Source organism: Nocardia sp. NPDC052316, assembly GCF_044547795.1.
Lineage (GTDB): Bacteria > Actinomycetota > Actinomycetes > Mycobacteriales > Mycobacteriaceae > Nocardia.
In genome coordinates this window covers 102,463-129,392 of sequence record NZ_JBIUBB010000009.1, presented here as the reverse complement: position 1 = coordinate 129,392, position 26,930 = coordinate 102,463, and the positions used below count along the sequence as shown (strand labels likewise).

Sequence of the window (26,930 nt, the reverse complement as noted above, 5' to 3'; positions counted from 1 at the left end):
GGGACTTTCCGAACCGGGTCGCGGGTTATACGTGGGGCCGATATGAGGAGGTCATGTGGCACAGGAATACAACAGGAATCCCGCGGCCGTCGCCGCCCTGTCACCTGAGCAGTACCACGTCACCCAGGAGAACGGGACAGAACGGGCGTTCACCGGCGAGTACTGGGACAATCACGAGCCCGGAATCTACGTCGACGTGGTGTCCGGCGAGCCGTTGTTCGCGTCGGTCGACAAGTTCGACAGCGGATCGGGATGGCCGAGCTTCACCAAGCCGATCGACGCCGCGAACGTGGTCGAGAAGCGGGACTTCAGCCATCTGATGATTCGCACCGAGGCGCGTTCGGCGCACGGCGGCAGCCATCTCGGGCACGTGTTCACCGACGGGCCGCGCGAGGCAGGCGGCCTGCGGTATTGCATCAATTCCGCGGCACTGCGTTTCATTCACCTCGATAACCTCGAGGCGGAAGGTTACGGACAGTACCGGACCCTGTTCACGAAGGAGGACGCGTGACCGACACACGCAAGGCGATTCTGGCCGGCGGATGCTTCTGGGGCATGGAGGATCTGATCCGCAAGCAGCCGGGGGTGTTGTCGACTCGGGTCGGCTACACCGGTGGCAAGAACGACCACCCCACCTATCGCAACCACCCGGGCCATGCGGAAGCCGTCGAGATCATCTACGACCCGGCGCAGACCGATTACCGGGCGCTGCTGGAGTTCCTGTTCCAGATCCACGATCCGACCACCAAGGACCGCCAGGGCAACGACATCGGCACCAGCTACCGGTCCGCGATCTTCTACCTCGACGAGGAGCAGAAACGGATCGCGCTGGAGACCATCGCCGACGTGGACGCCTCGGGTCTGTGGCCGGGCAAGGTGGTCACCGAGGTGACCCCGGCGAGCGAGTTCTGGGAGGCCGAACCGGAGCACCAGGACTACCTGGAGCGCTACCCGGACGGTTACACCTGCCACTTCCCCCGCCCCGGGTGGAAGTTGCCGAAGCGGGAGACCGCGGCGCAGTAGACGCGCGGCCGTAGGACCACCGACTGCGCCACCTTCCGAGGTGGCGCAGTCGCTGTACATTGTGTCGGGCAGCACCGAGCAAGGAGCTGGATGGACAGCGAATTCGACTCCCACACCGTCGAACTCATGCGTGCCAACGAACGCAATTGGGACGCACGGACCCCCATCCACGCGGCCTCCCGGTTCTACGGTGCGGACGGCACCATCCCCGCGGAATGGTGGTTCGCCCCGTTCGAATGGGATGACCTGGGCGCCTTGCCCGGTCGCGACCTGGTCCATCTGCAATGCCACCTCGGTACCGAGACGATCGCCTTCGCCCGGCGCGGCGCACGTGCCGTCGGACTCGACTTCTCCGGCCAGGCCGTCGAGCACGCTCGCCGCATCGCCGAGCACCACGGTGTCGATGTCGACTACGTGCGCTCCGACGTCTACGACGCGGTAACAGCTCTGGGCGCCAACCGATTCGACATCGTCTATATCGCCAAAGGATCGCTGTGCTATCTACCGGACCTGGATCGGTGGGCGGCGGTGGTGGCCGAACTGCTGCGGCCCGGCGGCCTGGCCTACATCGTGGAGTTCCATCCGGTGCTGACCTCCTTGGGGCCGAAGCCTGCGCCGGACCGGCAGGAGTTGTTGCTGCGCAACGACTATCTGGCAGGGCGCGGTGCGGTCGAGCACAACAGCGTGCACACCTACACCGACGGGCCCGCACTTCCGGTCGACGCCGCCCCGGTCTATGAGTGGGCGCACGGTCTCGGCGAGGTGGTCACCGCATTGATCGAGGCGGGGTTGACCATCACCCGGCTGCGGGAGACCGAGCTGCTGCCCTGGCCCAGATTCGAACGCATGGTTCGCGACGAGGACAGCGGATGGTGGCGGCTCCCACCCGCCGACGCCCGTATCCCACTCCTGTACGCCGTGGCGGCAACCAAGGCCGGAGTCCCCTAGCCCGCGGGAAGCGCCGAGCGGTTCGGGGTGGGGGCGGCGCGCGGGACGGTGGCCGGATCGGATAGGGCTGCGCGGCGGGCGTATTCGATGACGCCGAGCAGGGTGGCGTCGGCGCCGAGGCGGGCGGGGGTGACCGCCGGTTCGATGTCGGGGACCGACGCCCGGCGGCCGGCGAGCTGGCTGCGCAACGATGGCTCCAACCAGGGAAACCATTGCGCGAGGGTGCCGCCGAGGATCACTTCGTCGATGTCGAGCAGGGCGGTGATGGAAAGGATCGCGGTGCCCAGGGCCTTGCCTGCGAGATCGGTTGCCGCGCGGGCGCGTTCGTCGCCGCGGTCGAGTGCCCGGGTCAGCTGATCGGCGGCGGGGCTTAGTCCGTTGCGCCGCAAGAGATCACCGAAACCGGCGGCGGTGAGCAGCGCCTCGGGGCCCGCATAGCAGACCAGGCAGCCGTGCGCACCGCAGGCGCACAGCGGCCCGTCGATGGCGACGGGCAGGTGCCCCGGCTCGCCGGCGACGCCGTGGCTGCCGGTGTGGATGCGCCCGTCCAGCACGACGCCGCCGCCGATGCCGGTGCCTGCCGCGATGTAGACGACGCCGCGCGGGCGCCGGGGCTGCGCGTGGTACTCGGCCAGTGCGGCGGCATTCGCATCGTTGATCACGTCGATCGGGCAGGCCCGCCCTGGCAATCGGGCGGCGATCAGCGCCCGCAACCGGACCGGGCGCAGCCAACCGAAATCCGGTGCGACGAGCACGGTTTGCGCGTCGTCGTCGGCGATCGGCCCCGCCATCGCGACCGCGACGCGCACCAGTTCCGCGCCGGGTGGCGCGGCCGCTTCGGCCCGCCGGACGGCGGTGGCGACCGCGTCCGCCATGGTGGCGGGTACCCCGGCGGCACTGTGGTGCGGCACGGCGTCCTGCCACACGATCGTGCCTGCGAGATCGGCGACGGCCACGCGCAGCTGTTCGGCGCTGATCTGCACCGCGACGGTCACCGCGCGGCGCGCGACCATGCGCAGCAGTCGTCGTGGACGTCCACGCCCGCCGTTGTTCAGCACGCCGTCTTCGCGCAGCAGCCCGCGGGCCGTGAGATCGGCCACGAGGGTGGTGACCGACGCGTGCGACAGGCCGGTGGCCACGGCGATCTCGGTGCGCGCGCAGGGACCGTGTTCGGCGACGTGGCGCAGCACCAGGCCGAGGTTGCGGCGGCGCACGGCCACCGAATCGTGTGCCGGTGGTGTCTCCACACATCCACAATAGGCTGGTCGGGAATTTTTTCAACCATTGACTTATTTCTTGCGGAGCCGCGAACATGCCTTGGTCAAACCCGCATGAATCGAGGTCGCAATGCCCCACCTGACCCGCCGGACGGTGCTGCTAGGAGCCGGCGCACTGGCAGTGGCCGCGGCGTGCTCGTCCGAGCGAACCCCGTCGGACGTCGTCCGGACGACCTACGGTCCGGTCCGGGGCACCCGGCGCGCCACCGGCATCGCTTTCCTCGGCGTGCCGTTCGCGAAGCCACCCGTCGGTGAGCTGCGGTTCGCCGCTCCGGTACCGCCCGCGCCGTGGACCGAGACGCTGGAGTGCACCGCTTACGGCCCCACCGCCCAGCGCCGGTCGCTGGGTGCGGTGACCACCATCCCCGAGCCGAGCATTCCGGGCGCGGCCATCCTCAACCTGAACGTCTTCACCCCCGACCCGTCGGCGCGTGGGCTGCCGGTGCTGGTGTGGATCCACGGTGGCGGCTTCGTCGCGGGCAGCCCCGCCAGCCCCTGGTACGACGGGGCCGCGTTCAATCGTGCTGGGGTGGTGGTGGTTTCGGTCGGTTACCGGCTCGGCATCGATGGCTTCCTGAGTTTGGACGGCGCTCCGGACAATCGAGCGGTGCTGGACTGGATCGCGGGCCTCCAGTGGGTGCGCGACAATATCCAGTCGTTCGGCGGCGATCCGGCGCAAGTCACCATCGCCGGTCAATCCGCGGGCGGCGGAGCGGTCTGGGCGCTGATGGCCACACCTTCCGCGCGCGGTCTGTTCCGGGCAGGCATCTGCGCCTCCGGGGCGGTCACCCAGCCGAACGACTCGGCCACGGGACGCGCCGTCGCCGAGCTGTTCACCCGGCGCACCGGGGTGCCCGCGACGGCGGCCGCGTTGCGCGCCCTGTCCGAGGACAAGATGCTCGACCTGCAAGACGCGCTCCAAGCGCCGGGGCCGGGAAGCGAGAACGTGCCGATGCTTGGCTTGGCACCGTTCGCCGACGGCAGGCTGATCACCGAAGCGACGCCGGCGATGTTGCGTAACGGTGCGGGCGGCGACATTCCGCTGCTGCTCGGCTTCACCAAGCACGAATTCAATATGGCGGCAATCATGCTCGCGCAGCATCCGGAAGCGGCGGCCGCCAGCCCGCTCGCCCTCGCCGGTCGGGGCGCCGACATGGACGCCTACCGCGCCGCCTACCCCGGCGCGGACGCGACTCAGTTGGCCGGTCAGGCCATCAGCGACACCATCATTCGTGGGCCGTCGTATCGGGTCGCCGAAGCGCGCGCCGGACGGAACCTGCCGACCTGGCTGTACGAATTCGACTGGAGGTCAACGGCTCCGAGCTATCGCGGGCTGGCAGCGCACTGCCTGGACCTGCCGTTCGAGTTCGATCTACTGGACGCCCCCGGCGTCACCGACGTCGAGGGCGAGGCACCGCCCCGGGCATTGGCCGAAACCATGCATGCGTCCTGGGTCGCCTTCATCAAAAACCTTGACCCAGGCCCGAATTGGCCCCGCTACACCCTGGACCAGCGGCAGACGATGATCTGGTCCGAGCAGAGCCGAATCGAGCGCGACCCGTTCGCCGCCCAACACCGAATCTGGGCGTCCTGATAGCCCGGAGACCCATCGAGTAGCCTGCGGCGGCCGGACTTCACTGCCCGCAGCCGCCGCTGGCGCTACCTCGATCTCTCGAAACGCACTGCTACTGACGCGGTTTCGAGATCGCGTCGCGGACGCGGTCGAGCACTGCGGCGAACGGTCCCGCAAACATGTTGGCGGTCGCGGACTCGACGCCGGGGTGCGGCCGGGTCGGCGCGGTCTTCTCGGCGAACTCGACGACGCCGCGCATGCGCTCGAGGTCGTTCTGGTCGAGTTGGGTGCGCAGCTGCTCGAACTCCTCGCTCTCCTCGTGACCGGCGTGGTTGAGTACCGCGTCGCGCAGGGCGGCGAGCTTTACGCCGAACTCCGGCGCGTTCACGTTCATCTTGTCGAGTTCGGACAGGGCCTGCTTGGCCTTGTTCTCCTCCTGCAACCGGGCATCCACGATCGCGTCGCCGTTGTCGATCGCCCGGCGAGCCCGCGGGTGGACGATTTCCTCCTCGGCGGTCTCGTGCACCGCCAGCAGCCTGCGCAGCTCGAAGAACTTCTGCTCGCGCTCCTCCGGGGTTACCGCCGCGGCGGTTTCGGTGAACAGCTGGCGGATCCGATTGTGTTGCTCCACTAGGAAGTCGATGACATCCGCAGTGCTGTCGATGCGTTGTGTCGCCATGGTTGATACCTCCTGGTCGGAATGGGTGGCCGGGCTGATAGCCATCCACCGACGCCCTACCCGGCTCGACGGCGCACAAACGACACCGATCAAGGTCGGTGGGCTCGGGTGCTTCCGACCGCGTTACGCACTCTCCTTCCCCCGGACGTTCTCCAGGTGTTTCATCACCCAGCCCGCGCTGGCACCGTGGACGAGCACGGACAGCACGATCGTGAACGCCGTGATCGCCCATAGGGCTTCGGTTTCCGAGGAAAGGTCTGCCTGGGTCAGGCCGTAGGAGACGTAGTAGATCGAGCCGATTCCGCGGACGCCGAAGAAGGCCGTGACGGCACGCTCTTTCGGCACCATCTCGTCGCATCGCTGCAGTGCCAGCCATCCGGCGAGCGGACGGAACACGAAAACGAGCAGTACACCGAGCGCGGCTCCTTGCCAGGACAGCGCGGTCAGCAGGCCGGTGGTCAGTGCCGCGCCGAGGAGCAGCAGCACAACGAGGGTGAGGACGTGCTCCAACTGTTCGACCAGGCTGTGCATCTGCTCGTGGTATCCGCTGTCGCGCTCGATCCGTCGCATGGCGATCGCGCACGCGAAGACCGCGAGAAAGCCGTAGCCGCCGACGAGTTCGGTGAGCCCGTACACCGCGAACACCGCGGCCAAGGCGGCGATCGGCTCCCCTTGGTCGGCGAGTCGCGCGTTCTCCAGCGGGAATCGGAACAAGCCGCGACCGAGCAGGTCCCCCACGATCGCACCGAGGACGGCGCCGACGGCGATCTTGCCGAGCAGTTCCCACGCGAACCAGCCTGCGAACCACGTCTGCACCGAGCCCTGGGTCGCGAGGAAGATCGCCAGATACACGAAGGGGAACGCCAGTGCATCATTGAGACCGGCCTCCGACGTGAGTGCGAAACGCACCTCGTCGTCCTCCTCGGCCGAGCTCGCACCGCCGGGTGTCGGGCCTTCGACCTGCACATCCGAGGCCAGTACCGGGTCGGTGGGAGCCAGCGCTGCGGCGAGGAGAGCGGCCGCAGGGGGTGTCAACGCTGCCGCCCACCATCCGAATACCGCCATGGCCACGATGCACAGCGGCATCGTGATCAGCAGCAGCCGCCAGGTGGAGCCCCAGGTACGCCAGTGCAGCGGGCGGTCAATGGCGAGACCGACACCCATCAGGGCCACGATCACGCACAGTTCCGCGAGGTGCTCGATCACGGTCGGATGCGACAACGGGGACACCGGTTGCAAACCCGTCGGTCCGATCACGAGCCCGCCGATCGCCCCGACCCCCAACATGAGCATCGGTGCCGTGATCGCCCGATCTCTGAAGAGCCGAGGCAACGTGGCCGCCAACAGCAATGCGACTCCGGCGATCAGGTAAGCGCGTTCGATATCGAGCTCGTTCATCGTTGTTGCCACGCCACTACGCACATCACCTGTCGATCGGAGCAGAAAATCAAGATCTACCCGGTCGGTGCGGTCCGAAACTCAGGCGAACTCGTTCGCGGGCTGCGGAATTCGCACGATCAGCTTTCGAGGAGCCGACGAACGCTCCGGGCGAACACGAATCCCGGCGCTGCCGTGATGCAGGACATACAGCACGATGTCACGGTCAGGGGCCGGACGGTGTCCAAGAGTCATATCCGAGAACAACGACAAAGGGGATCGGTATGGAAACCATCGTTGTCGAGCGCACTATCGATGCACCGCTCGAGGAAGTCTTCGACTGGTGTGCCACCACGACGAATTACGAACGCACGGCTTGGGTGTTGCGTGACAAGCTCACCCGGCCGGGCGACGGCGCGGCTTACGGGGTCGGCGCAATTCGGCGGCACACCTGGCTGATCGGTCGCTTCGATGAGCGCATCACCAGCTACGACCGGCCGCACTCCTTCGAGTATGTCGTCGACCGCAGTTTCCCGCCGATACCGCACAAGGGCGCGTCGATGACGTTCACCACGGTGCCGGGCGGGACCCGAGTGGTGTGGACCACCGCCATCGATGCGAACCCGCTCGTAGGCAGGATCGCCAGAACCGTTGTCGGCCATGTGTTCGGGCGAATACTCAACGCCTGCGCCGAAGAACTTGGTGGCAAGATGTAGCAATCGTCTACGCACTGCTTCCCTGCGGTCCAGCGAGCGAGGCGGGTGAAGGCTGGATCAGTTGAGGGACTTCAACTGCGCGGTCGAAGGCGATCGTCTCGTCGAGGCGGCCTTGCAGCGCCTTGGTGGCCCTGTCGGGATTGGCCAGCAGCGCCCGGCCCACGGCGACAAGGTCGAACTCGTCGCGTTCGAGGCGATCGAGCAGCTGATCGATGCCCGCCACGTCGGCCTGCTTCTGCCACCCGGCGGAACCGTGCTCATCGATCGGCTCGAACAGCGCGGACTTGTCGAGCGGCACATCGACCAAACCGACCGCCGCGTGAAAAAGGTAGTCGCCACCGCAAAGGGCTCCGCGATCGCCCAGCATGTACGCGAGCAGATGCACGGCATCCGAGCAGCATTGGAAACCCTCACCCCGGCACGCCGCCGCAACCTGCAGAGCATCCTCGAGCAGTGCATTCCCACGTGACAAGCAGCCCGGACTGACGGGTTCCTGCGCACAGCTTGCGGCACCATCGACTGACATCGCGGACGACGTTCAGACAACGCGCGGAAATCATGCAGCGGCCGGGCATTGGCCATCCGTCAAGGTCGTTGCCTGGCAGGGGTTTTCGATGCACCAACCGCCGAAAGAGGCGATCTCCGATGCCTGTCGAGCGCGGTTTCACGCACCCGACGAGTGGGTGACAAGTGGGATGCGGCGTCGCACTGGTCAAGCACCCTACAAACGCCGTCGCGAAGGGTCTGCGTCGAGGTGGTGTAGTAACTGTCGCCGCCGTCACGTCCCATGCGTCGGGGCTGCCGATCACCGAGCGGGACGTCACGACGCGGGTCGCCGCTGTCGCGCCCGTCGGTGCGACCACGCTCGTTCACCTTCGGGGTATCAAGCGTTGGGTGCGAGACCGACCCAGCGATCGTCGATGGCGTACTCCGCCCATGTGGTCGGCAGCTGGCGGATCGAGTGTGCGCCTGCACGGGCGCGCACAGCGCTCGTTCGCTCGATCGGCACCGGACTGAAGCTGACGCCGCCGACGAAATCGACGCGGTCGAAAGACGCGTGCTCCCCGAATTGCGCATCACTGAAATCGACCGGGCCGGTGAAGACCGATCGCCGGAACATCGCGATACCGCCGAACGCGGAACCGCGGAAGGAGGCGGCGGTGCCGAACTCGGCATGCTCGAACGACGCATTGGATTCGAAACAGGCCCGGCCGAAAGTGGATTCCCCGGCGAACCGACTGTGGTCGAAGGTGACTGTTCGTCTGAAGATGCTCTCGCGGAACGAGATTCGTTGATCCCCGAAGCTGCTGCGGTCGAAGCGCACGTGCTGTTCGAACACCGACTCTTCGAAGCTCACGGTGCAGTGCCATGCCGCGGCGCTGAAGTCCGTCGGAACGTGCCACCGCGTTCGGCGCAGTGACACATCGCCGAGGAACATCGCGCCGCCGAATCGCGTCTCCCCATGGAACTCGCTGTCGTCGAATGCCGTCACTCCGGAGAAGGTCGCTCCGGTGAAATCGACGTCGCTGAAGTCGCAACCCGAGGCATCGAATCCGTCGAGCTTTGCACCGGCGAGGTCGAGCCGCAGGTCCGCCCAGCTGTCAGGACCGGACCGTGTTCTCCGGGTCAAGATACGTTGGATGGCCAACCGCACGTGCTCTTCGTCGGAGACTTCCCTACGCACCGGCATGCGTAGGTAGGCGCACAGGACATCTGCCGTCACGTGCCGGTAGCGCTCGTTGTTGTGTGCCAATCGTTCCAGCGCGTATATCCCGCCCAACCGAACCGGCGCGTCATCCGAGCCGAGGTGCTCGACCGCCTTGGCGAACAGGTCCGTGACCCGGCGCTCGGTCGCGTCGTACTCCGAGATCGCGGTGGCCCGGTCGCGGGCGGCTTGATCGGCAGCAGCGGCGGCTTCGACGTGCGCTTGCACGCGTTCTTGATGGGCCCGGGCGATGGCGTCGACCTGTTCTCGATGCTGTTGTGCCCGCTCGTTCAACCACTGACGCCGCCCCACCAGCAGTAACCCCACCGCGCCACCCGCTCCGGCGACAACAGTCAAGCCTGTGCGGATGGCGTCGATGCGCAGCGCCGCTCTCGACGGGCCGCCCGCCTCCGCGATGTTCCACAGCCACCACGCCACCACCAGCCCGAACGCGATCGCCAGCACGAAACCGCCGACCACTAGCCACCACGGCATCACCCGAAACGGTTGCTCGCCACCATGATCAGAGGAGCGCATCTCCATGGAACCGATCATGCCCACACGCGCACCGCCTGTCCGCCGATACCGGAAACGTGCCGGGGACGAGCCGCTGCTGACTCGCATCGTTCCTGAGACGGGCGTGGGTCCGGCAAAGTCGTTCAGTGCGCGGCATAGGCAACGTGACCCCGCCAGGGCCAGCGGGAATGCCGCACCACGCCGGCGCTATTGGTGGCCGAGTACGGGGTGTGGCCGGTAGGGGGCTTGGAGGGTTGCGATTTCCTGCTCGCTCAGGCGGATCGGTACTGCGGCGACCGCGTCCTCCAGGTGCTTGGTTTTGGTGGCGCCGATGATCGGGGCGGTTACGCCGGGGCGGCCGAGTAGCCAGGCCAGGGCGATTCGGGCGGGTGGGAGGTCGCGTTCGGCGGCGACCTTGCGTACCGCGTCTACCACGTCGAAGTCGTCGTCGGTGTACATGGACTCCGCGATGGGGTCGGTGCCGGAGCGGACGGTGGTCTGGACGCCGCCGCGTTCGCGGGAACCGGTGAGCAGTCCGCGGGCCAGGGGGCTCCACGGGATGATGCCGACGCCTTGGTCGCGGCAGAGGGGGATCATTTCTCGCTCCTCTTCGCGGTAGGCGAGGTTGTAGTGGTTCTGCATCGAGATGAATTTCGCCCAGCCGTTGGTCTCGGCGACGTGCTGCGCCTTGGCGAACTGCCAGGCGAACATGCTGGATGCGCCGATGTACCTGGCCTTTCCGGCGGAGACGACGTCGTGCAGGGCGTGCATGGTCTCCTCGATCGGTGTCTCGTTGTCCCAGCGGTGGATCTGGTACAGATCGACGTGGTCGACGCCGAGCCGGTCGAGTGAGGCGTCGATGGCGGACATGATGTGCTTGCGGGACAGACCTTTGTCGTTCGGGCCGGAGCCCATCGGGAAGTAGACCTTGGTGGCCAGCACGTAGTCGTCGCGGCGGGGAAACAGTTGGGCGAGCAAACGACCGGTGATCACTTCGCTGACTCCGTCGGAGTACATGTCGGCGGTGTCGAAGAACGTCACGCCCGATTCGACGGCCTGCCGCACGATCGGCGCCGCGGCATCCTCGTCGAGCATCCAGGCCCACGAGTCGGGGCTGCCGTAGCTCATCATGCCGAGACAGATCCGGGACACGGTGAGTCCGGAGGTGCCCAACCGGAGGTATTCCATCGCTACTCCTTGCTTTCTTGGTGGACCAGGACACCGACGGCGATCAAGGCGATGCCGGTCAACTCCTGGATGGTGGGTATCTGTGTGAGCACCACGATGCCGATCACCGTCGCGACGGCGGGCAGGATGCTCAGCATCAAGGCGAAGGTGTGGCGGCGTAATCGGACCATGGCGAGTTGGTCGGTGACGTACGGGATCACCGACGAACAGACACCGACGCCGACACCGGCCAGCAACGCCGCCGGGCTGGTGAGGGCGGGGATCGCCGTGCCGAGGCAGAACGGTGTCGCGACGACAGCGGCGACCAGCATCGCGGCGGCGAGCTGGTCGACGCCGGACAGTCCCCCGCCGGTGTTCGCGATGCGATGGCCGAGGACCACATAGAGCATGAACAGCGCACAATTAACGAAAGCGAAGACGAAACCCCATGGCGCACCGGCAAACTGGAGGTCGACCAACATGATCACGCCGGCTATGGCGAGCACGAGGGCGATTCCGTTGCGGCCGCTGCGGATGCCGATCGCCGCGAGCACGATCGTGCCGAGGAATTCGATCGCCCCGACAGTGGCCAGCGGCAGTCGTTCGATGGCCAGATAGAACGTCGCGTTCATGGCCGCGAGCACCACGCCGAGCCCGAGCAGTACCCACCGCTGCTCCGGTGTGAGCTGGCGACCGAGCCGCCACGGCTTCCGCCATGCCGCGAAAACCACTGCGGCGGCCGCGATTCGCAGCCAGGCCACGCCGAGTACGTCCACGCGGGCGAACAGGAGCACGGCGAAAGCGGGCCCCAGGTAGTGGAAGATCGCGCTGATGCCGAAGTAGGCCGCCGCAGGCACCCGCGGCGTGGTTCGCCGCGTAGCGACCCCGGACGGTGTTGTCATGCGGAGTATCTTCCTAAGAAACACCGGTCACCGGAATGGCACTATCCAGGAAGACGGCGTGAGATGGCTGGAAAATCAAGGCAGAACGGCCGAGATTCCTTTACCGAACGATCGCGGCTGCTGGACGCAGTGAACGTGCGGCTGCTCAACGAGCTGCACGCGGAGCCGCGGCTGTCCATGTCCGAACTCGCCCGGCGGGTCGGTATGTCGGCGCCCGCGGTCACCGAGCGGGTGCAGCGGCTGGAACGCGACGGCGTGATCACCGGCTTCCGGATGGAGGTCGACCCGGCCGCCCTCGGCATGCCGGTAACCGCGCTGGTGCGCATCCGGCCCGGCCCCGGTCAGCTGCCGAAAATTGTTGCGGCGGCGCGCGATACGCCGCAGGTGGTCCAGTGCTTCCGGATCACCGGCGAGGACTGCTTCCTGCTCCAGGTGCACGGGCCGTCGATCGGCGAGCTCGAGGAGATACTCGACGGGTTCCTCATGTTCGGGCAGACGACCACGTCGATCGTCGTCGCCGAGCCGGTACCGCGGCGGCCGCTGCCGATTCCGTCCTGACCCCAGGTCAGTGCGGAATGAAACTGTGCGGACGCGGATTCGGGCGCGCCGACAGATGCGCTTCGATGACCTGGACCACCTGGTAGGCGTGCTCGGTCCGCGCGAGCAGCGGTAGGTATTCGACGCTGCGGGCGAGCGCGGGCAGATCTATGGTCAGGTACATCGCCATCAGTGGATTCACGAACAGTTCGGTGCCGTCGGTGCGGGTGGTGGCGTGCACATCACCGAATTCGCCGCGCAGCGCGTCAGCGATCTGGGAATGAACGATGCTGGGGCGCAACGGCGTATCGGTGACGGAGTGCCGGACGGCGGCGAGGTACGCCGCGCCCTCCGGGCTGTCCGGCGGTATGGAGAGCGCGCCGAGGAACGCGTTCTGGCGTTGCAGCGCAGCGAGATTCTCCAGTACGTGCGCGTGGCAGACGCCGTGATAGGTGTCGATGCCGAAACCGACCGACACCACGAGACGGTCGATATCCGCCAGCGCCGCGGCGGCCGCCAGGCTGGTCATGTCCTCGTGCGGGGTGCCGAGCCCGGCCTCGTCGCCGCGCAGCAGGATGTCGGTGCCGCCGTCGATCAGCACCAACGCGTCGGCGTGCAGGTGATCGAGGAGCGCCTGGTAGGCGGCCAGCAAAGGTCGGACGCCAGATTTTGGGAAGGCGTAGACAATCGGTGTCCGACCGGTGCTCGCCAGCCAGCGTGCCAGGGTGCGCTCGGGGAAGTAGTCGTCGTTGCCGTCGATGTCGGGGTGCACGGCGGCGACTCCCGGCGCGAGCCAGTCGTCGATCGGGGTGCGGCGCAGGTCGCTGAACGAGAGGTTCGCCAAAAACACCTCCTTGCCGAGCCCTTCCAGGGCCACGGCCAGCGGCAGGCCGCCGTACACATCGAATCCGCCACCCGCCCCGGCTATCAGCACCCTGGCGGCCTTCCGCAGGCGGGTGAACAGTGGCGGCTCGGCCAAACTGAACGAAGACACACAGCCATCATGGCGACGGAAACGACTTGCTGCCATGCGGTTTCGCGCGGCTACCGCACTGGATACCCGAGTTCGCCGACCGTCCGCGCCTTCTGTTGTGGCGTGTTTACGCGGTGCTTCACCAGCCGCCCTCGAAGAAGGCCAGGAGAGCGGGGGCCGAGTCCGCGGCGGTGGATGTGTTCACCACGGCGACGAGCAGCGCGGCCAGCGACACCATCGCGAACAGCACGCCGAAGCAACCCCACACCCGTCTGGTTCGGCTGTCGGCGGAGTTCGTTCGCGCGAACGCTGTCCATGACGCGATGCTGATGGCGATGAGGACGAGGGCCGCGACGGCGGCGATCACGGCCATGGCCAGGTGGTAGCGGGCGAAGTCGCTGATCATCATGTCGAGAGCGGGCGGGGTTCGGCTCCCCGCACTCGGGAGGTCGCCGAGTTGCCGCCGGATTTGGTCGAGCGTGTCCGCGAGCGCGGGGTCGGGTGCGCCGGTCGTCAGAATCGGCAACAGGGAGGAGAAAGGGGCTACCGCACCCTGAACGTTGGCCATTACCAGCACTGACGCGGCAAGTGCCAGCAGCGTGACCAGAGCACCCGCCGAGGCGAGGGCGGGGCTGTGTCGGGTGCTGCGCAGGAACGCCCGCCAGAGCAGAACGGCGAGCACACCGAGCACGATCAGCAATACGGCTGCGATCACGGCTTTGACCAGGTGATAGCGGAACCAATAATCGACAACGTCCGACAAGGCGGGTGAGAAATCCCGGTCGCCGGAGCGCCAATACTCGACGAACGCCACACGGAGGGCTGCGCGAAGGCTGCTTTCATCGCCGAAGCTGTCGCTCGAGCCTGCCGCCGCAAGCTTGCCCGGAGCGGCAACGAAAGCGGCCACCAGACCCGAAGCCAGCACGACGAGTACGGCGACCACGCGACCGGAGATGCGGGCGGATCGCGATGCGGTTGCGGGCACGCGGCTAGCCCAACTCGATCTCGTCGAAGCCGACGGTCAGCGTGTGCCGCCGCTCCCGCAGTACATTTCCTTCCCGATGGACCGCGCCCTCACCGAAGTCGATGCGCAGCTTCGCGGTACGCGCGTCGACCGTCCGGACAACCCCGCAGACACCGCTGAACGGGCCCTCCGGAAAGTAGACGACATCACCTGGCGCATATTCGGTAAACCCCACCTCGCCAGAGTAATCCACGCCGGGACAGACATGGACAGCTCGAGCGCGTAGCGCGATCTTCGTGGCGCGGCAACGGAATATCAAGAGGTCGAGCGTGGATTCCGCCAGGACGGTGCGCGTGGCGTCATGCGGGGGTCCTACCATGGTGCAGGGGTTCGCCGGCATGTGACTCAGGACGTGCCGGACAACCAATTCCGAAGACGACCGACGCCGGAGGACTTGCGCCGTCGCGCTCGGGGCGGCGGGTTGAACCAGTCGGGCAACGGTTCTCGTGCGGCGAGCCAGTACTGCGGCACTGCGGCGGTACCCGTGTAGGCGGCGACGATGCCACCGACGATGGCGCTGGTGGTGTCGATATCTCCGTCTGCCGCAATGCATGTGGTGATCGCGGTCCGGTAGTCGTGCAGATGGGTCGCGGCGACCCACATGGTGAACGGCACGGTGTTCTGTGCGGTGACCCTGGAGCCGTTGCCCAGTTCGGCCGCGGCCTCGGCGGCGGAGGCCCCGAGCAAGGCGCGGGCGCGATGGATCAGCCGGCTCGTCTCTCCGTCGTCGAGGTGATCGAGGACGGCGGTGATGAACTCCGTTGGCGTCGGGCGGGTCCCGTCGAGTCGCGCCTGCGCCGCTCGCCCGGCCGCGAGCGCCACCGCGACCGTGCCGAGGACCCCTTCCCGATGCATGTGCGTCACCTGCGCCGACCGAACCGCTTCGGCGACAATCCTGCTCGGGTCACCGGCGTAGAACGCGCCGAGCGGGGCGACCCGCATGGCGCCGCCGTTGCCGCAGGACCCTTGGTTGTCGTACGCGGCGCCGGACACCTCCCGCCAGTGCGCGCCTTGCTGAATTCGGCGCAACGTGCTGACGGCGATGAAGCCGTACTCCCGGCGCGGGTCGAACCGTCGCGCGAAGGCAGCGGCCAGTCGATCCTGGTCGATACCGCCGTGGCGGCCGAGCTCGGCGACCACGGAGCAGGCCATTTCGGTGTCGTCGGTCCACCCCCACGGGCCTGCCGGGAGGTTGTCCGTGCCGAGATTCGGAATCGACCGTCGCATGACGGGAAATTCCGCACCCAACGCGTCCCCCACGGACAGCCCGTCCAGTGAATCGAGCATCAAGTCGATATGCATCGCGACCGATGGTAGCCGCGGTCGACGAGCAGGTCGGGGTGGACCTCGACTGGTAGCCGTCCGTCAGAGGGTGGGTGGGCCCTGGTTGATGCGCCGCATGATCGGTGCGAGGCGGTGCAGCGCGTCGGTGGTCATCAGCTGACGTTCGTCCCACCAGGTCGCGCCCGCCTCCGCGAGTGGCGCGATCAGGTCCCTGGCCTTGTCGGGATCACCCGGACTCACCCCGCCGACAACGACCTCGAATGGCTTGTCCTGGTCTACTTTTCGGTGTTCGCGCACGTAGGTGACGACGTCACGCAGCTCATCCACGGGTGGTACGTGACCGTGGGTCGCGCCGGTGAACAGGGGGACGACGCCGTCCCACCGCGCGGCCCGCCGGAACGGACGGCGGCGTGGCCAGAAACCACCGATCCAGACCGGCGGGCGGGGCCGCTGAATCGAGGCGGGCAGCAAGGTGACCTCCCGGACCTGATAGTGCTTACCGAGATGGTCGACCTGCTCGCCGGACCAGTAGCGCTGCAACAGTTCCAGTCCTTCGTCGAGACGCTCGGCCAGCACGACGGGGTCGGTCGGCTCGCCGAAGCTGCCGAACTCGTCGGCTACCGGGCCGCCGAGGCCCGCGCCGAAGATGACCCGGCCGCCGCTGAGCGAGTCCAAAGTGGCCACCTGACGGGCGAGTTGTTCCGGCCGACGCCGGGCCACCGGGGTGACCAACGTGCCGAGCTTGATGCGGGACGTCGCCAACGCCGCCGCGGTGAGCAGCATCCACGGGTCACCGAACGGCTGGCCTCGGCGTTCCACCTTGTCGAGCACCACGTGGTCCCAGATGAACAGTGCGTCCCAGCCTGCCTGTTCTGCCGCGGCGGCTGCCGCGGCCACCGTCCTGGCATCGGCGAAGTCGCCGAAGTTCGGGATGTTGATCGAAAAGCGCATACCGGAATAGTGCTGGCCAACGCCTGTTCCGCGCAATGGAATTGAATTCTGCGGCAACGCTACTCGCCAAGGCCGGGGACCTGTGTCCCCGCGAATCGCCCTTGCCACCGGCCGGGGAGTCGAGTTCGCCGGTGGGTCCTGCCGATTCGGGTACCGTCTGCGGCCGTCATGGCGGAGCGGCTGCACGGTTCGGGAGGTCGGGATTGGCGGAGAGCGGGGTTTCGCGGCGCCGTCTGATGCGCGGCACACTGGGGGTCGTCGCTTCCGGCGCGCTCGTGACGGCGTGTGCGCCGACCGTCTCCGAGAGCCCAGGACGGGAGCGCAGTGCGCTCCTCGCCCGGCAGCTCCTCGGGGTCGATGAGCACGGAAACGACCGCACGCTGGCCTACCTGAAGATCCTCATCGATAGCGGTCTGCCCGCGACGGACAGGCGCAAGAAGATCATTGTCGTCGGGGCCGGGCCCGCGGGGTTGAGCGCGGCGAATCTGCTGGCCGAGGCCGGGCATCAGGTCACGGTGTTGGAGGCCAACGGGAATCGAACGGGTGGACGGGTCAAGACCTTTCGTGGGGTCTTCACCGATCCCGCCCTGCACGCCGAGGCGGGGGCGATGCGCTTGTCCAGTGCGCACCCGATGGTGCTGGCGCTCGCGGACAAGCTCGGGGTGCGGCGCAGGCCGTTCTACAACTCCGACGTGCTCGTGGAGACCCACACACCCCCGACTCCCCCGGTGTTCTATCGATCGCGCACCGGCGAGGAGTGGTCCAACGGGCCGAGGCAGCGTTTCGAGCCGCCGCCCTCGGCTGGGCGCGGCCTGATCCGGGTCAACGAAATGACCACCACCCGAGGCGAATACGCCGCGAACCCCAGCGCGGTGCACGCGGGCTTCGGCTGCGGATCGGCCACCGCCAGCCGTGCGGCCCTCAGTGCCGTGTTGCGTCAGGTCGCGCTGTTGGACAACCAGCCGATCGAGCGGCAGATCGACGGGTGGACCGAGTTGCTGCACACCTACGAAAACCATTCCCTGCGGCGCTATCTCAGGGAGCACGGCTGGCCGAAGGAGCGCATCGAGGCGGTCGGCACGCTGGAAAACCTGACCGCTCGCCTGCGGCACAGCGTCGTCTTCCCGCTCGTCGACCACACCTTGCTCCCGTCGGATGCCACCTACTGGGAACTGGCGGGCGGCATGGCCTCGCTCACCGATGCCCTGACCGCGCGGCTGGGGCCCGCCATCCTGATGGGCAAGCGAATGACCCGGCTGGAACAGACCGAGCACGGCGTGCGAGTCTGGACTACCGGCGAGACCGGCGACGAAAGCTCCGACGGGCAGCCGACCGGTCCGGTCGAATCGTTCGAGGCCGACTACGCGATCGTGGCCATTCCGCTCACCGCCGTCCGGTTCTGCGCCTTCGACCCGCCGCTGTCCTACGGTAAACGCCGGGCCATCATCGAACTGCACCACGACGCGGCGACAAAAGTGTTGCTGGAGTTCAAGACTCGCTTCTGGGAGCAGGGACCGGCCGGATTTCGCGGCGGCCGCTGCATCACCGATTCGCCGAGCCGGAACCTCTACTTCCCCTCGCACGTCGACAATTCCGACGGCGGCGTGGTGCTGGCCGCCTACACCTTCGCCGACGATGCGATGCGCTGGGACTCGCTCACCGAGGGCGAACGCATCCACTTCGCCATGGCCGGGCTGCGCGAACTGTTCGGCCCGCGCGTCGACGCCGAGTTCACCGGTGTCGGCCTGACGCAGAGTTGGGTGCGCGCCCGCTACGCACTCGGCGAGGCCGCCATCCCCACCCCCGGCCAACTGCACGACCACCACAGCGCCACCCGAACAGTCGAAGGCCGAACCCATTTCGCCGGCGACCACACCAGCCTCGACACCGCATGGATCGAAGGAGCGCTGGAGAGCGGCGTGCGCGCCGCAGTCGAGGTCCATCGCCGCTGAGTCGCCGGACGCTGTCGTATTGTCGTCAGCGTGAGTCCGGAGCCGCCCGATGTCCTCGAACAGAGCCGGCAAACGATCCGGCAAGCGCACGAGATCCTCACCCGATTGCGGCTTTTCGAGCGCTGGCAGGAGTTCGGGACGCCGGTCCTGGTGGGCGCGGTGGCCTGCGAATTGGCGATGGCGCCGGATATCGACGTCGAGATCTATTGCGACACACCACGTATCGAAGACGGCTTCATCGTGTTGCGGGACTGCGCAATGCTCGACGAGGTGCGCGCAGCGCGATTCGGTAATCACCTGAACGACGCCGACGAAGGGCTGTACTGGCGGCTCGACTACCGCGCCGCCGACGGCACCGACTGGAAGATCGACATGTGGGCGCTGGCCCGCGACCATCCGGGGCCGTGCGCCGCGCAACTGGTGCGTCCGCTGCGCGAGGCGCTGACCCCGGAAACCCGGCGCGCGATTCTGGAGCTGAAGTCGCTGATGCGGCACGGAGCGATTCCGCGCTGCCCGTCCATCGACATCTACCGCGCCGTCATCGATGGCGGGCTCCGTTCCAGCAGCGACCTTTCCGAATGGTTGGCGGCGCACCCCCGACGCGGACTCACGTTCTGGCAGCCCGGATAGTGGCCGACCGAATCTGTCGGTGGGTTCTGGCAGGGTGGGTTTCGGCCGAACGTGCCTGCCGATCGTTGGGGTCGGCGGGAAAGTTAGAGGGGAACGATGGCGGGGATTGCAGACGCGACGGACGAGGCGCAGATCCGGGGCGTTATCGATGAGTGGGTGGCGGCGTTTCGGGGGCGCGATGTGGATGCGGCGATGGCGATCCATGCCGCGGACACGGTGTCGTTCGATATCGTGCCGCCGCTGCGATTCGTCGGGACGGATGCGTATCGCAAGCCGTGGGAGGAGACGTTTCAGAACTTCGCCGGCCCGATCGATTTCGAGATCCGGGAGCTGCACATCACGGTCGGTGGCGACCTCGCCTTCAGCCGCAGCCTCAACCGGATGATGGGCACGATGGCCGACGGCCAGCGCAGCGACTTCTGGTTCCGCTGGACCGCGTGCTTCCAGAAGCGCGACGGGCGATGGCTCATCGTGCATGACCACACCTCGGCACCAACGGACTTCGCCACCGGCGCGGCGGTCCTCGACCTCACCCCGTAGCGACCAGCTCAGACCCTGGGGCGCGCCGCACGCAGCCGGATGCCACTGAAACCCAGTGAGCTGGCGGTGGTGGCATCCCAGAAGTCCCACAGATTCGGCAGAACGCGCAGCTGAATCCCGGCTGGCTCGTGCAACGTCAGCAGATCGCCGACCCGGTGCGGCGGCGCCGGCAGCTCGACCGGCACCGTCGCCACCTGGGCGTGCGATACCAGTGAGCCGAAGGGGCGGAAGGGCGCCGCGGGCAGGACTTCGCCCGGCTCGGGATACATGAGACTTCGCTACCACACTCCGGATCGGCGCGGCCGGCAATCGAACTGGTACAGCAACTCGGCGGCGGCGGTTGCGCACGGCGTGGTGGCCGAAACGGTGGGGCGGTGTGGCGCGATGGGGACAGTATGCGTACCGACCTCACTTGCGGTGAGCGGCGGCAAGCCGTACGACGGCTGGTCGCCGTGTGCCATCTGATGAATCAGCTGGTCGATTTGGCGGAAGGGGGGTCGTCGGAGGCGTTGATCGCGCAGGCGCATGCGACGCGCCGACTATTACAGGATCTCGTCCTCGACATGGTGGCGACGGCCGGCCCCGAAAGCTGATCGACGGTGTCGCCGATTTTGCTTCGGCGTGCCGTCAATCCAGACGGGGGACCAGACCGAACTTAGATGTGTAGGCATCGTTGTTTCGGAATGAGGTCACCATGGCACACCCGAGGTTCGGTCCAGCCCGGCACGCGGCGACGTTCGCGTCCGAACAGCCGTCGCGGCACACCTCACTGCTCCAGGGCCACGCGCCAGCACCAGGTGTCGGTGTACTGGTGCAACGCACTGAGCTTCCCGTCCGAAACGTGCCAGACGTGCGCGAACTCGGCGTCCACCGCCTTACTGGTCGCGCGCGCCGTGCCGCGGTAATGCCCGGTGACGATCACCGCCCCGTCCTGCGCCTCGTACCAGGTTTCGGCGAACGGCGCGATCTCGAAGTCGCCGAACACCGGCCCCCACACTCCGTTCAGCGCGGCCATCGGACCTTCCGGTGCCGTGTCGGTGACGCTGGGCATCCCGGGTGCGATGCGGGCCGTGAACCGCGGGTGCAGCGCGTCGAGGATCGCGGCGGCGTCGTCGGATTGTGTTGCCAGATAGAACTTTTCCACTACTTCCCAATTGCTCATGACTCGATATTAGAGGGCTCGTTCTATATCGACCAGCGGGGCGGCGGTGATTCAAGGCACAACTAGGCGCGCGGCGAGATCGGTTGCGCAGCAGGCTATGACCGCCGACGCGACCGCAGCATTCGCGCGGCGTTTGCGGTGCCGCGCTGACACCGTGCGGCTATCATTTAGTTAATCGTTCGGTATACCGGGGGTCGGGTGGTAGCCGAGAGCAGCTCGGCGAGTCAGGACAAGGCAGGGGTTGAGTGGCCACGATCGCGCAGTTGAGGGCAATTCTCGCGGTGCTGCATATCGACCCAGGTGAGATCGATTCCCCCGCGCACAACGACACCGCGGTCGAACGCGCCAAGCTCGCCGCGCTACTGCAACGGGTCTTCAGCAGTGAACTGCGCAGCGCGGTCACCACCGCGCCGGACCAGAACGAGCTGGCCAGGCGTTGGACCGCGGCGAGCACCCAGCCCGCACTGGACGGCGAAAACGCCACCGAACAGGCCCATTTCGACGCGCACTGGCTGCACAACCGGATCGACGCGCTGGCGCCGCGTGACACCTCCGACCAGGCGCCGGTGCTGCTCGACGCCGCGGCAAGGGCCGCCGAAGCCGCGCAGGTGCTGCTCTCCCTGAGCAGCGGCAACCCGCACGGCGACGGCACCGAGCCGCTCTGGCAGACCGCGCTCGACGATTTGGCGTCCGCGTTTCACCTGATCAACGACGAACACAACGCGATCACCCAGCCGATCGAGTAGCGCGTCAGCTCCGGCCGACCTTGCTGTGGTTGAGCCGGAACTTGAACAGGGCGACCAGTCCGCCCGCCACGCCGACGGCGAGCAGGATCAGGCACGGCTCGATGATGTCGCCGAAGCCCGCGCCGTGCAGGATGACGTCCTGATATCCCTTGAGCGCCCAGTACTGCGGCGTGTACGGCGACAACGCGCGGGCCCACGCGGGCAGGGTGTCGCGCGGGGTGATCGTGCCAGCGAGACCACCGATGGCCAGCGAACCGACCTGCGCCATGATCGCGAGCTGATCGATGGTCCGGCACAGCGAGACGAGCGCGATGCCGAATCCCCAGGTCGCGACGGCGAGCGAAGCGGTGAGCGGAACGAGCAGCCAGGTCGAACCCTTGCTGTGCAGGTCCCACAGTGTGAACGCGACCAACCACAAAAAGGTCAGCTGGAACACCGAGAACAGCACGGACGGGAACGACTTCCCGAGGATCACCTCCACGGCGCGCACCGGCGCGGCCCGCAACCGATCCCAGGTTCCCCACTCGTGTTCCCGGAAGAACGAGGCCCCGAGCAACGTCGTGATGAAGAACGCGAACAGCACGATCGTGCCGGGTCCGGACTGTTCGATGCCGGTGGCATTGAAGTACCCGGTCAACCGCAGCTGCGCCCGGTTGGCGGGCGTCAGGAACGCCATCATGCCGATCGGCAGCACCATCATCACGATGAGCTGGGCCGGGTCGGAGCGGATGCGGCGCAGATCCGCCCAGGACAACGCGCGTACCCGATCGACGGCAGAGTCATGCAACAGCATCTCGGATTCCTTCCACGGGCTGGTCGACCGCGTCCTGCGCCGCGCGCATGATCGCCAAGTAGGCGTTCTCCAGATTCGGGTGATGGATCTCCGCGGCCAGCAGCTGGTCGGTGTCGGTATCCAAGGTGGCGAACAACTGCGCGAGCAGCTGCCCCGGCGTGTTGGTCGGGATGTTCAATCGCTTCGACTCCAGCACCGCGGCGCCGGGCGCGGCGAGGAACCCGCCGAGGCTCGCGGGGATGGCCGCTGAGAACTCGAGGCTCACCGCCGCCTGCGCGTACTCCTCCACCAGATCCGAGGCACTGCCCTGCGCCAGGATTCGGCCCTGGTGCAGCACGACCACTCGCGCGTCGAGCACCTCTAGTTCGGGCAGATAGTGCGTCGCGTACACCACGGCGGCGCCCTGGTCGGCCAGGTTGCGCACCTCGGCCAGCAGGTCCTGGCGCGCCGAAACGTCGGCGCCGACGGTCGGTTCGTCGAGCCACAGCACATCCGGCTCGTGCAACAACGCCATCGCGGTGTGCAGTCGCCGCTGCTGGCCACCGGAGAGTTGATGCGCCCGCGTCTGCAGGAAAGGCGTGACGCCGAGGCGCTCGCCGACCTCGGCGATGCGCGCGCTCAGGTCCTTGCGACCGACACCCATCAGCCTGCCGAAGAAGATCAGGTTCTCCTGCGCGGTCAATGTCGGGTACACGCCGAGTTCCTGTGGCGCGAGACCGAGCTTGCGGCGCGCTTGGCGCGGCTTGCCGCGGATGTCGATGCCGTCGATGCGCACCGTGCCGGAGTCGGCGGCGGTCAGACCGGAGACGATCGAGGCCGTCGTGGTCTTGCCCGCACCGTTGGGGCCGAGCAGTCCGACGATCTCGCCGGGCCGCACGGTCAGATCGATACCGGTGAGGACCTGTTTCTTACCGTACGACTTGTTCAGGTCGGCGATCTCCAGCATCCCGCACCTCCTCACTCAGAATTGGCCATGGTGCGCCCCAACCGGCGGCGCCGAGCACCGAAACCTCCCCGGCGACAACGTCTTGCGCGGAGAACGCGTTGACGATGTCGGCGGCGACCGGTGCGATGGGATTGCTCACCGCACGCCCGCCCGGCGTGTTCGTCAGGTCGGTCCACAGTCGCGGTGGCCGCACCACCACGACGTTCCAGGGGTGGTGGCGCGCAACGTATTCCGCGAGACCCTCGACGGCCGCCTTGGCCGCCGCGTAGTGCGGCCACCAGCGCGGCGGCGCGAGCACCGCCTCCGAGGAGATCATCACCACGGTCGCTCCTTTGCGGAGCCTGGGCACGCACACCGACAGCGGGGCGAAGACCAGCCGGGTGCTGGCCGCCATGAACTGCGCGGCGGTTTCGACCGCGTCCGGTGCCAGCGGCAGCGTCGGAATGGCCGGTGCGGCAAGCAGAACCACGCCATCGAGGGGGCCGTCCGGCAATGCGGCGCCCAGTGCGTATCCGTCGCTTGCGTCGGCGAGCACCGGCCACAAGCGATCCCGGTAGGCGTGTGAGGCCGACGCGAGCACCTCCGGCGCCCTGGTGCAGCTCACCAGCACGCGCGCGCCCTGACTCGCCAAACCCAGTGAGACGGCGGCGCCGAGCCCGCGGCTCCCGCCGACGACCAGGATGGTGCGCCCGGTCAGCGCGTCCGAGGGCGGCAGCACCGCGGCGAGTTCGGCCGGGTCGGGGCCGGGCACCGACTCCCTGATCAAACTCTGCACCGTGACATCCGCGCTGGCGCCGCAGCGCATGCCCGCGCGCAAGGTGACGAGCCCGGATCGCCGGTCCACCTCGGGTTCGGCGGTCTCGAATGCGACCGCGCCGGAGCCGGATCCGTGCAACACCACGGTGCAGGCGACGAGCAGGGCGTCCCGGCCCGGTGTGCACATGCCGGTCCAGTAGCTGGCCCAGCCGAGCACCGCCGCGACATGTTCGGGAACCCGGCCGCCGATGACCCGCGACACCAACCCCGCGATGAGCGGATAATCCACCGAGTACGACCCGCGCTCCTGGCCGGGCGACTGCGCGGAATCGCCTGCCACATCGGCCAACTCGAGCACCCTTGGGGTATCGCGGCGCGGCTCGTCCTCGGCGGCGGGGCCGCACCACGGCAGCACCGAGCCGAGCCTGCACCGGATGCCGACCACCTCGATCCCGCCGAAACTGACCCGGCCGCGGGCCTCGCTCTCCGACACCGTCCAGTCGACCTCGTAGCGGCGGCCGGGAATCGTGGGCTGCCGGAACGTCGCCCGGATATCGCGCACCGCCATCGGGTCGGTGGTCTCGGCCAGCGCGGCCAAGGCAAGGGTGACCACCAGCGCGCCGTGCGCGACCGGCCTGCCGTAGGGCGAGCGGTGGCCGAAGTCGTTGTCCACGTGCAGCGGGTTCCGATCGCCGACCGCGGCGGCGTAGGTCGCCACGTCGGTGTCGGTGACCCGGAACACCCGATTGTTCATGACACCCGCTCCTGCCGTGCGGCCGCCACGGTGGCGGCGATCTCGGCCAGCGACGGCTCCGAGGTGAGCGTGCGCTCCGGAAGTTCCACGTCGAAGGCGCGTTCCACCGCGTAGACCAGCCGCACCTGGGCGAGCGAGTCCCAGGTGTCCATGTCCGCGCGGACCGTGTCGGGGCCGTGTGCGGCCGGCTCGCCGACCACCTCGGCGAACAGCTCGAGCAGCTGTTCCATCAGATCAGTAGCCATGGTGAATCTGCGCCTCTCGCACGTGCGGGCTGCGTGCGGGCACGCCGCCCGAAAGGTCGTAACCGAACAGCGACCCCTGCTCGGACTCCGCGATCAGCGCGAAGCCGTGCCCGGGGTACAGATCGCGCACCAGCGCGTTGCGGGCGGTCGGGAGATACCGGCCCACCAGTCGCGAACTGCCCTGTGCCAGCGCCCATTCGGCGGCGGCGGCCAGCAGATTGCGCTCCACGTTCCGCCCGATCACCCGGCAGCTGAGCAGCAGTGTGTCGATCTCGACGGTACTGCCCCCGGCCCCGCCGGCATCGCCTACCGCCTCGGCGAGCAGCACACCGACGATGCCGTGGTCGGCGAAGCGGTCCCGCAGCCGCAACGTGGCCGCGAACCACTGTGGGTCCTCGGCGATCTTGCGGACCTGGGTCTGGGTGTGCCTGCGGGTGGTCAGGTTGAACTGGTTGGTCTTGGCGATCAGCTGCGCGGCCCGGTCGAGGGTGGTGCTGTTGATCGGCTCGATCGTGGCCACCATCTCCAGACCGGCCAGGAACTCGTCCAGGTTGTCCGTCGCGGTCCGTTCGGCGGCGGCGAGGGCCTGGTAGGAGCGCTGCCTGGTGAAGTCCTCGCTGGACAGCGAACCCGGGTGCAGCCACGGCACTGCCGCCAGTTCAGGGGCGAACTTCGCGGTGGAGGCGGGCAGGCACAGCGCGCGCACCTCCGGGTGCGCCGCAACCACCTGGGCACACTCGGCCGGGTTGTCGTCGACGAATACGAAACTCGCCGGACCGAGCCGGATCTTGTCCGAGATTTCCTGCAGCTGTTCGGATTTGGGCCGCCAGTCGGCGACGATGTGGGCGAAGTCCTCGACCCGGAGCACCATGCCCGGCGCTTCGGCGATGGCGCGCAGCGCGAGGTCACGATCGTTCTTGCTGGCCACCGCGAGCAGCACGCCGCGCTCGGTCAGTGCGCGCAGGTAGCGCTGGAAGTCGGCGAACGCCTCACCGTCCGCGCCGGTGCCGACCCGGATACCGTCGACGCCGTCCTCGCCGAGGATGCCGCCCCACAGGGTGCCGTCCAGGTCGACGACCACGCAGCGCGCCGAACGGCCACGGTCGGCGGCGATGGTGTCGGCGATGGCCGCGGCGAGCCACGGCAGGCTGTCCGGTGCGTACGGCTGGCGGACCCGGTACCAGCTGCGCGGGTCTTCCCACTGCCGCAGGCCGACCTGGGCGGCGAGCTGCTCTACGTCGACGAAAAGCACTCGGCCCGTGGCGTTTTCGGCCAGCCGGGCGTTGATCTCCCGCACCCGATAGGACAGCGACTGCGGCGCGCGCCAGGCGGCCGGGCCGAATGCGTCCACCGCGGGTGGCGCGAACCCGAGTTGGACGACCCGGACACCGGAGCGCGCGGCCGCGTCCCAGAGGCCGACCCAGCGATCGACGGTCTCGTCCACCGTGCCGGTGACGTCGTGGTGCGTACCGGCCAGCACCACGTAATCGCCCGCACGGAACGGTGTTTGGGGCGCGAGCAGCACCTGTTCGACCTGACCGAACGGGAAGGACAGCAGTTCCGGCGTCAACCCGGCCCTGGCGCCCGCCACGGGCAGCAGTTCGGCGAGGAAGTCGGTGGTGTAGGTGGCCAGCAACGCCATCCGCACCGCGATGCCGGGCGCACCGGGCTCGCGCGCAAGCGCTTTCGCCCGCTGCGTCCACGTCACGTAGCCGTCGGCAGGTGAAAGCGCTACTGCCACACCGGTTGCCATG

Annotated in this window: 30 protein-coding genes; 11 read left to right on the top strand and 19 right to left on the bottom strand. The window is 67.8% G+C overall.

The annotated features are described in order from the left end of the window. Nucleotides 1-55 precede the first annotated feature (55 nt). The 3 genes from msrB (at nucleotide 56) to ACIHA7_RS36640 (ending at nucleotide 1,971) form a co-directional block, all read left to right on the top strand. Nucleotides 56-511 carry a peptide-methionine (R)-S-oxide reductase MsrB gene (gene msrB, locus ACIHA7_RS36650; protein WP_397296163.1) on the top strand — a complete coding sequence of 152 codons (456 nt, stop codon included), beginning with the start codon at nucleotides 56-58 and terminating at the stop codon, nucleotides 509-511. After that, entirely contained in the window at nucleotides 508-1,023 is a 516-nt protein-coding gene (gene msrA, locus ACIHA7_RS36645; protein WP_397296162.1) for a peptide-methionine (S)-S-oxide reductase MsrA, read from the top strand. The genes msrB and msrA overlap by 4 nt, the downstream gene beginning before the upstream one ends. A 90-nt stretch (nucleotides 1,024-1,113) precedes the next feature. Beyond that, entirely contained in the window at nucleotides 1,114-1,971 is an 858-nt protein-coding gene (locus ACIHA7_RS36640) for a class I SAM-dependent methyltransferase (protein WP_397296160.1), read from the top strand. On the opposite strand, the gene ACIHA7_RS36635 is transcribed toward ACIHA7_RS36640, so the two are convergent. After that, a complete protein-coding gene (locus ACIHA7_RS36635; protein WP_397296158.1) occupies nucleotides 1,968-3,218 on the bottom strand; it encodes an ROK family transcriptional regulator in 1,251 nt (416 codons plus the stop codon). The genes ACIHA7_RS36640 and ACIHA7_RS36635 overlap by 4 nt on opposite strands. 100 nt (nucleotides 3,219-3,318) lie before the next feature. On the opposite strand from ACIHA7_RS36635, the gene ACIHA7_RS36630 reads away from it, so the two are divergent. Then, nucleotides 3,319-4,842: a carboxylesterase/lipase family protein gene (locus ACIHA7_RS36630; protein WP_397296156.1), complete on the top strand. Its 1,524-nt coding sequence runs from the start codon at nucleotides 3,319-3,321 to the stop codon at nucleotides 4,840-4,842. Between the two features lie 91 nt (nucleotides 4,843-4,933). On the opposite strand, the gene ACIHA7_RS36625 is transcribed toward ACIHA7_RS36630, so the two are convergent. Together ACIHA7_RS36625 and ACIHA7_RS36620 are read right to left on the bottom strand one after the other, a co-directional pair. After that, complete coding sequence (locus ACIHA7_RS36625; RefSeq protein ID WP_397296154.1) at nucleotides 4,934-5,500, bottom strand: hemerythrin domain-containing protein; 567 nt, start codon at nucleotides 5,498-5,500, stop codon at nucleotides 4,934-4,936. Nucleotides 5,501-5,623: 123 nt separating this feature from the next. Next, the gene (locus tag ACIHA7_RS36620; protein ID WP_397296152.1) at nucleotides 5,624-6,898 is read right to left on the bottom strand and encodes a cation:proton antiporter; all 1,275 of its coding nucleotides are present in this window, start codon (nucleotides 6,896-6,898) and stop codon (nucleotides 5,624-5,626) included. Nucleotides 6,899-7,161: 263 nt separating this feature from the next. On the opposite strand from ACIHA7_RS36620, the gene ACIHA7_RS36615 reads away from it, so the two are divergent. Next, a complete protein-coding gene (locus ACIHA7_RS36615; RefSeq protein ID WP_397296150.1) occupies nucleotides 7,162-7,593 on the top strand; it encodes an SRPBCC family protein in 432 nt (143 codons plus the stop codon). A 7-nt stretch (nucleotides 7,594-7,600) separates the two neighbouring features. Here the strand turns inward: ACIHA7_RS36615 and ACIHA7_RS36610 are convergent, their stop codons facing one another. The 4 genes from ACIHA7_RS36610 to ACIHA7_RS36595 form a co-directional block, all read right to left on the bottom strand. Then, nucleotides 7,601-7,978 (bottom strand): hypothetical protein, encoded by a 378-nt coding sequence (locus ACIHA7_RS36610; protein ID WP_397296148.1) that lies wholly within the window; start codon nucleotides 7,976-7,978, stop codon nucleotides 7,601-7,603. Between the two features lie 498 nt (nucleotides 7,979-8,476). After that, nucleotides 8,477-9,793, bottom strand: coding sequence for a pentapeptide repeat-containing protein (locus tag ACIHA7_RS36605; RefSeq protein WP_397296146.1), 1,317 nt, complete (start codon nucleotides 9,791-9,793; stop codon nucleotides 8,477-8,479). 228 nt (nucleotides 9,794-10,021) lie between these two features. Then, nucleotides 10,022-11,002, bottom strand: coding sequence for an aldo/keto reductase (locus tag ACIHA7_RS36600; RefSeq protein WP_397296144.1), 981 nt, complete (start codon nucleotides 11,000-11,002; stop codon nucleotides 10,022-10,024). 2 nt (nucleotides 11,003-11,004) lie between these two features. Then, a complete protein-coding gene (locus ACIHA7_RS36595) occupies nucleotides 11,005-11,883 on the bottom strand; it encodes an EamA family transporter (RefSeq protein ID WP_397296142.1) in 879 nt (292 codons plus the stop codon). Between the two features lie 63 nt (nucleotides 11,884-11,946). Here ACIHA7_RS36595 and ACIHA7_RS36590 point away from each other — a divergent pair, with 63 nt between their 5' ends. After that, entirely contained in the window at nucleotides 11,947-12,441 is a 495-nt protein-coding gene (locus ACIHA7_RS36590) for an Lrp/AsnC family transcriptional regulator (RefSeq protein ID WP_397296141.1), read from the top strand. A gap of 7 nt (nucleotides 12,442-12,448) precedes the next feature. On the opposite strand, the gene ACIHA7_RS36585 is transcribed toward ACIHA7_RS36590, so the two are convergent. The 5 genes from ACIHA7_RS36585 to ACIHA7_RS36565 all read right to left on the bottom strand — a co-directional run bounded on the left by ACIHA7_RS36585 (nucleotide 12,449) and on the right by ACIHA7_RS36565 (nucleotide 16,652). After that, nucleotides 12,449-13,414 (bottom strand): DUF1152 domain-containing protein, encoded by a 966-nt coding sequence (locus ACIHA7_RS36585; protein WP_397296139.1) that lies wholly within the window; start codon nucleotides 13,412-13,414, stop codon nucleotides 12,449-12,451. Nucleotides 13,415-13,532: 118 nt separating this feature from the next. Next, nucleotides 13,533-14,378, bottom strand: coding sequence for a hypothetical protein (locus ACIHA7_RS36580; protein WP_397296138.1), 846 nt, complete (start codon nucleotides 14,376-14,378; stop codon nucleotides 13,533-13,535). Between the two features lie 4 nt (nucleotides 14,379-14,382). Beyond that, a complete protein-coding gene (locus ACIHA7_RS36575; protein WP_397296137.1) occupies nucleotides 14,383-14,592 on the bottom strand; it encodes a hypothetical protein in 210 nt (69 codons plus the stop codon). A 170-nt stretch (nucleotides 14,593-14,762) separates the two neighbouring features. Continuing rightward, nucleotides 14,763-15,719 carry an ADP-ribosylglycohydrolase family protein gene (locus ACIHA7_RS36570; protein WP_397296135.1) on the bottom strand — a complete coding sequence of 319 codons (957 nt, stop codon included), beginning with the start codon at nucleotides 15,717-15,719 and terminating at the stop codon, nucleotides 14,763-14,765. A gap of 63 nt (nucleotides 15,720-15,782) precedes the next feature. After that, nucleotides 15,783-16,652 (bottom strand): LLM class flavin-dependent oxidoreductase, encoded by an 870-nt coding sequence (locus tag ACIHA7_RS36565; protein WP_397296134.1) that lies wholly within the window; start codon nucleotides 16,650-16,652, stop codon nucleotides 15,783-15,785. Between the two features lie 236 nt (nucleotides 16,653-16,888). Here ACIHA7_RS36565 and ACIHA7_RS36560 point away from each other — a divergent pair, with 236 nt between their 5' ends. The 3 genes from ACIHA7_RS36560 to ACIHA7_RS36550 all read left to right on the top strand — a co-directional run bounded on the left by ACIHA7_RS36560 (nucleotide 16,889) and on the right by ACIHA7_RS36550 (nucleotide 19,774). After that, nucleotides 16,889-18,604 carry an FAD-dependent oxidoreductase gene (locus tag ACIHA7_RS36560; protein ID WP_397296132.1) on the top strand — a complete coding sequence of 572 codons (1,716 nt, stop codon included), beginning with the start codon at nucleotides 16,889-16,891 and terminating at the stop codon, nucleotides 18,602-18,604. Nucleotides 18,605-18,634: 30 nt separating this feature from the next. After that, the gene (locus tag ACIHA7_RS36555; RefSeq protein ID WP_397296130.1) at nucleotides 18,635-19,234 is read left to right on the top strand and encodes a hypothetical protein; all 600 of its coding nucleotides are present in this window, start codon (nucleotides 18,635-18,637) and stop codon (nucleotides 19,232-19,234) included. A gap of 96 nt (nucleotides 19,235-19,330) precedes the next feature. Next, a complete protein-coding gene (locus ACIHA7_RS36550) occupies nucleotides 19,331-19,774 on the top strand; it encodes a YybH family protein (protein ID WP_397296129.1) in 444 nt (147 codons plus the stop codon). Nucleotides 19,775-19,782: 8 nt separating this feature from the next. On the opposite strand, the gene ACIHA7_RS36545 is transcribed toward ACIHA7_RS36550, so the two are convergent. Next, nucleotides 19,783-20,043 (bottom strand): DUF6886 family protein, encoded by a 261-nt coding sequence (locus ACIHA7_RS36545; protein WP_397296127.1) that lies wholly within the window; start codon nucleotides 20,041-20,043, stop codon nucleotides 19,783-19,785. A gap of 126 nt (nucleotides 20,044-20,169) precedes the next feature. On the opposite strand from ACIHA7_RS36545, the gene ACIHA7_RS36540 reads away from it, so the two are divergent. Next, a complete protein-coding gene (locus tag ACIHA7_RS36540; protein WP_397296126.1) occupies nucleotides 20,170-20,367 on the top strand; it encodes a hypothetical protein in 198 nt (65 codons plus the stop codon). A gap of 173 nt (nucleotides 20,368-20,540) precedes the next feature. Here the strand turns inward: ACIHA7_RS36540 and ACIHA7_RS36535 are convergent, their stop codons facing one another. Further along, nucleotides 20,541-20,936, bottom strand: coding sequence for a nuclear transport factor 2 family protein (locus tag ACIHA7_RS36535; RefSeq protein ID WP_397296125.1), 396 nt, complete (start codon nucleotides 20,934-20,936; stop codon nucleotides 20,541-20,543). A 263-nt stretch (nucleotides 20,937-21,199) separates the two neighbouring features. Here ACIHA7_RS36535 and ACIHA7_RS36530 point away from each other — a divergent pair, with 263 nt between their 5' ends. After that, nucleotides 21,200-21,682, top strand: coding sequence for a hypothetical protein (locus tag ACIHA7_RS36530; RefSeq protein WP_397296123.1), 483 nt, complete (start codon nucleotides 21,200-21,202; stop codon nucleotides 21,680-21,682). Between the two features lie 4 nt (nucleotides 21,683-21,686). Here ACIHA7_RS36530 and ACIHA7_RS36525 read toward each other — a convergent pair whose 3' ends face one another. The 5 genes from ACIHA7_RS36525 to ACIHA7_RS36505 are packed head-to-tail and all read right to left on the bottom strand — an operon-like array spanning nucleotide 21,687 to nucleotide 26,929. Beyond that, on the bottom strand, nucleotides 21,687-22,475 hold the full coding sequence (locus tag ACIHA7_RS36525; protein WP_397296121.1) for an ABC transporter permease: 789 nt from the start codon (nucleotides 22,473-22,475) through the stop codon (nucleotides 21,687-21,689). Beyond that, on the bottom strand, nucleotides 22,462-23,421 hold the full coding sequence (locus ACIHA7_RS36520) for an ABC transporter ATP-binding protein (protein WP_397296119.1): 960 nt from the start codon (nucleotides 23,419-23,421) through the stop codon (nucleotides 22,462-22,464). Before ACIHA7_RS36520 ends, ACIHA7_RS36525 begins: the two co-directional genes overlap by 14 nt. Continuing rightward, nucleotides 23,384-24,931 (bottom strand): SDR family NAD(P)-dependent oxidoreductase, encoded by a 1,548-nt coding sequence (locus tag ACIHA7_RS36515; protein WP_397296117.1) that lies wholly within the window; start codon nucleotides 24,929-24,931, stop codon nucleotides 23,384-23,386. The genes ACIHA7_RS36520 and ACIHA7_RS36515 overlap by 38 nt, the downstream gene beginning before the upstream one ends. Beyond that, nucleotides 24,928-25,176 (bottom strand): acyl carrier protein, encoded by a 249-nt coding sequence (locus ACIHA7_RS36510; protein ID WP_397296116.1) that lies wholly within the window; start codon nucleotides 25,174-25,176, stop codon nucleotides 24,928-24,930. The genes ACIHA7_RS36515 and ACIHA7_RS36510 overlap by 4 nt, the downstream gene beginning before the upstream one ends. Continuing rightward, nucleotides 25,166-26,929, bottom strand: coding sequence for an HAD-IIIC family phosphatase (locus ACIHA7_RS36505; RefSeq protein WP_397296114.1), 1,764 nt, complete (start codon nucleotides 26,927-26,929; stop codon nucleotides 25,166-25,168). Before ACIHA7_RS36505 ends, ACIHA7_RS36510 begins: the two co-directional genes overlap by 11 nt. Nucleotide 26,930 lies beyond the last annotated feature (1 nt).

Coding starts and splice junctions, on each gene's coding strand:
- ACIHA7_RS36640 (WP_397296160.1), top strand. CDS start 1,114: ATGGACAGCGAATTCGACTCCCACACCGTCGAACTCATGCGTGCCAAC.
- ACIHA7_RS36630 (WP_397296156.1), top strand. CDS start 3,319: ATGCCCCACCTGACCCGCCGGACGGTGCTGCTAGGAGCCGGCGCACTG.
- ACIHA7_RS36625 (WP_397296154.1), bottom strand. CDS start 5,500: ATGGCGACACAACGCATCGACAGCACTGCGGATGTCATCGACTTCCTA.
- ACIHA7_RS36620 (WP_397296152.1), bottom strand. CDS start 6,898: ATGAACGAGCTCGATATCGAACGCGCTTACCTGATCGCCGGAGTCGCA.
- ACIHA7_RS36615 (WP_397296150.1), top strand. CDS start 7,162: ATGGAAACCATCGTTGTCGAGCGCACTATCGATGCACCGCTCGAGGAA.
- ACIHA7_RS36605 (WP_397296146.1), bottom strand. CDS start 9,793: ATGCCGTGGTGGCTAGTGGTCGGCGGTTTCGTGCTGGCGATCGCGTTC.
- ACIHA7_RS36600 (WP_397296144.1), bottom strand. CDS start 11,002: ATGGAATACCTCCGGTTGGGCACCTCCGGACTCACCGTGTCCCGGATC.
- ACIHA7_RS36595 (WP_397296142.1), bottom strand. CDS start 11,883: ATGACAACACCGTCCGGGGTCGCTACGCGGCGAACCACGCCGCGGGTG.
- ACIHA7_RS36590 (WP_397296141.1), top strand. CDS start 11,947: ATGGCTGGAAAATCAAGGCAGAACGGCCGAGATTCCTTTACCGAACGA.
- ACIHA7_RS36570 (WP_397296135.1), bottom strand. CDS start 15,719: ATGCATATCGACTTGATGCTCGATTCACTGGACGGGCTGTCCGTGGGG.
- ACIHA7_RS36565 (WP_397296134.1), bottom strand. CDS start 16,652: ATGCGCTTTTCGATCAACATCCCGAACTTCGGCGACTTCGCCGATGCC.
- ACIHA7_RS36560 (WP_397296132.1), top strand. CDS start 16,889: ATGCGCGGCACACTGGGGGTCGTCGCTTCCGGCGCGCTCGTGACGGCG.
- ACIHA7_RS36550 (WP_397296129.1), top strand. CDS start 19,331: ATGGCGGGGATTGCAGACGCGACGGACGAGGCGCAGATCCGGGGCGTT.
- ACIHA7_RS36545 (WP_397296127.1), bottom strand. CDS start 20,043: ATGTATCCCGAGCCGGGCGAAGTCCTGCCCGCGGCGCCCTTCCGCCCC.
- ACIHA7_RS36540 (WP_397296126.1), top strand. CDS start 20,170: ATGCGTACCGACCTCACTTGCGGTGAGCGGCGGCAAGCCGTACGACGG.
- ACIHA7_RS36535 (WP_397296125.1), bottom strand. CDS start 20,936: ATGAGCAATTGGGAAGTAGTGGAAAAGTTCTATCTGGCAACACAATCC.
- ACIHA7_RS36525 (WP_397296121.1), bottom strand. CDS start 22,475: ATGCTGTTGCATGACTCTGCCGTCGATCGGGTACGCGCGTTGTCCTGG.
- ACIHA7_RS36520 (WP_397296119.1), bottom strand. CDS start 23,421: ATGCTGGAGATCGCCGACCTGAACAAGTCGTACGGTAAGAAACAGGTC.
- ACIHA7_RS36515 (WP_397296117.1), bottom strand. CDS start 24,931: ATGAACAATCGGGTGTTCCGGGTCACCGACACCGACGTGGCGACCTAC.
- ACIHA7_RS36510 (WP_397296116.1), bottom strand. CDS start 25,176: ATGGCTACTGATCTGATGGAACAGCTGCTCGAGCTGTTCGCCGAGGTG.
- ACIHA7_RS36505 (WP_397296114.1), bottom strand. CDS start 26,929: ATGGCAACCGGTGTGGCAGTAGCGCTTTCACCTGCCGACGGCTACGTG.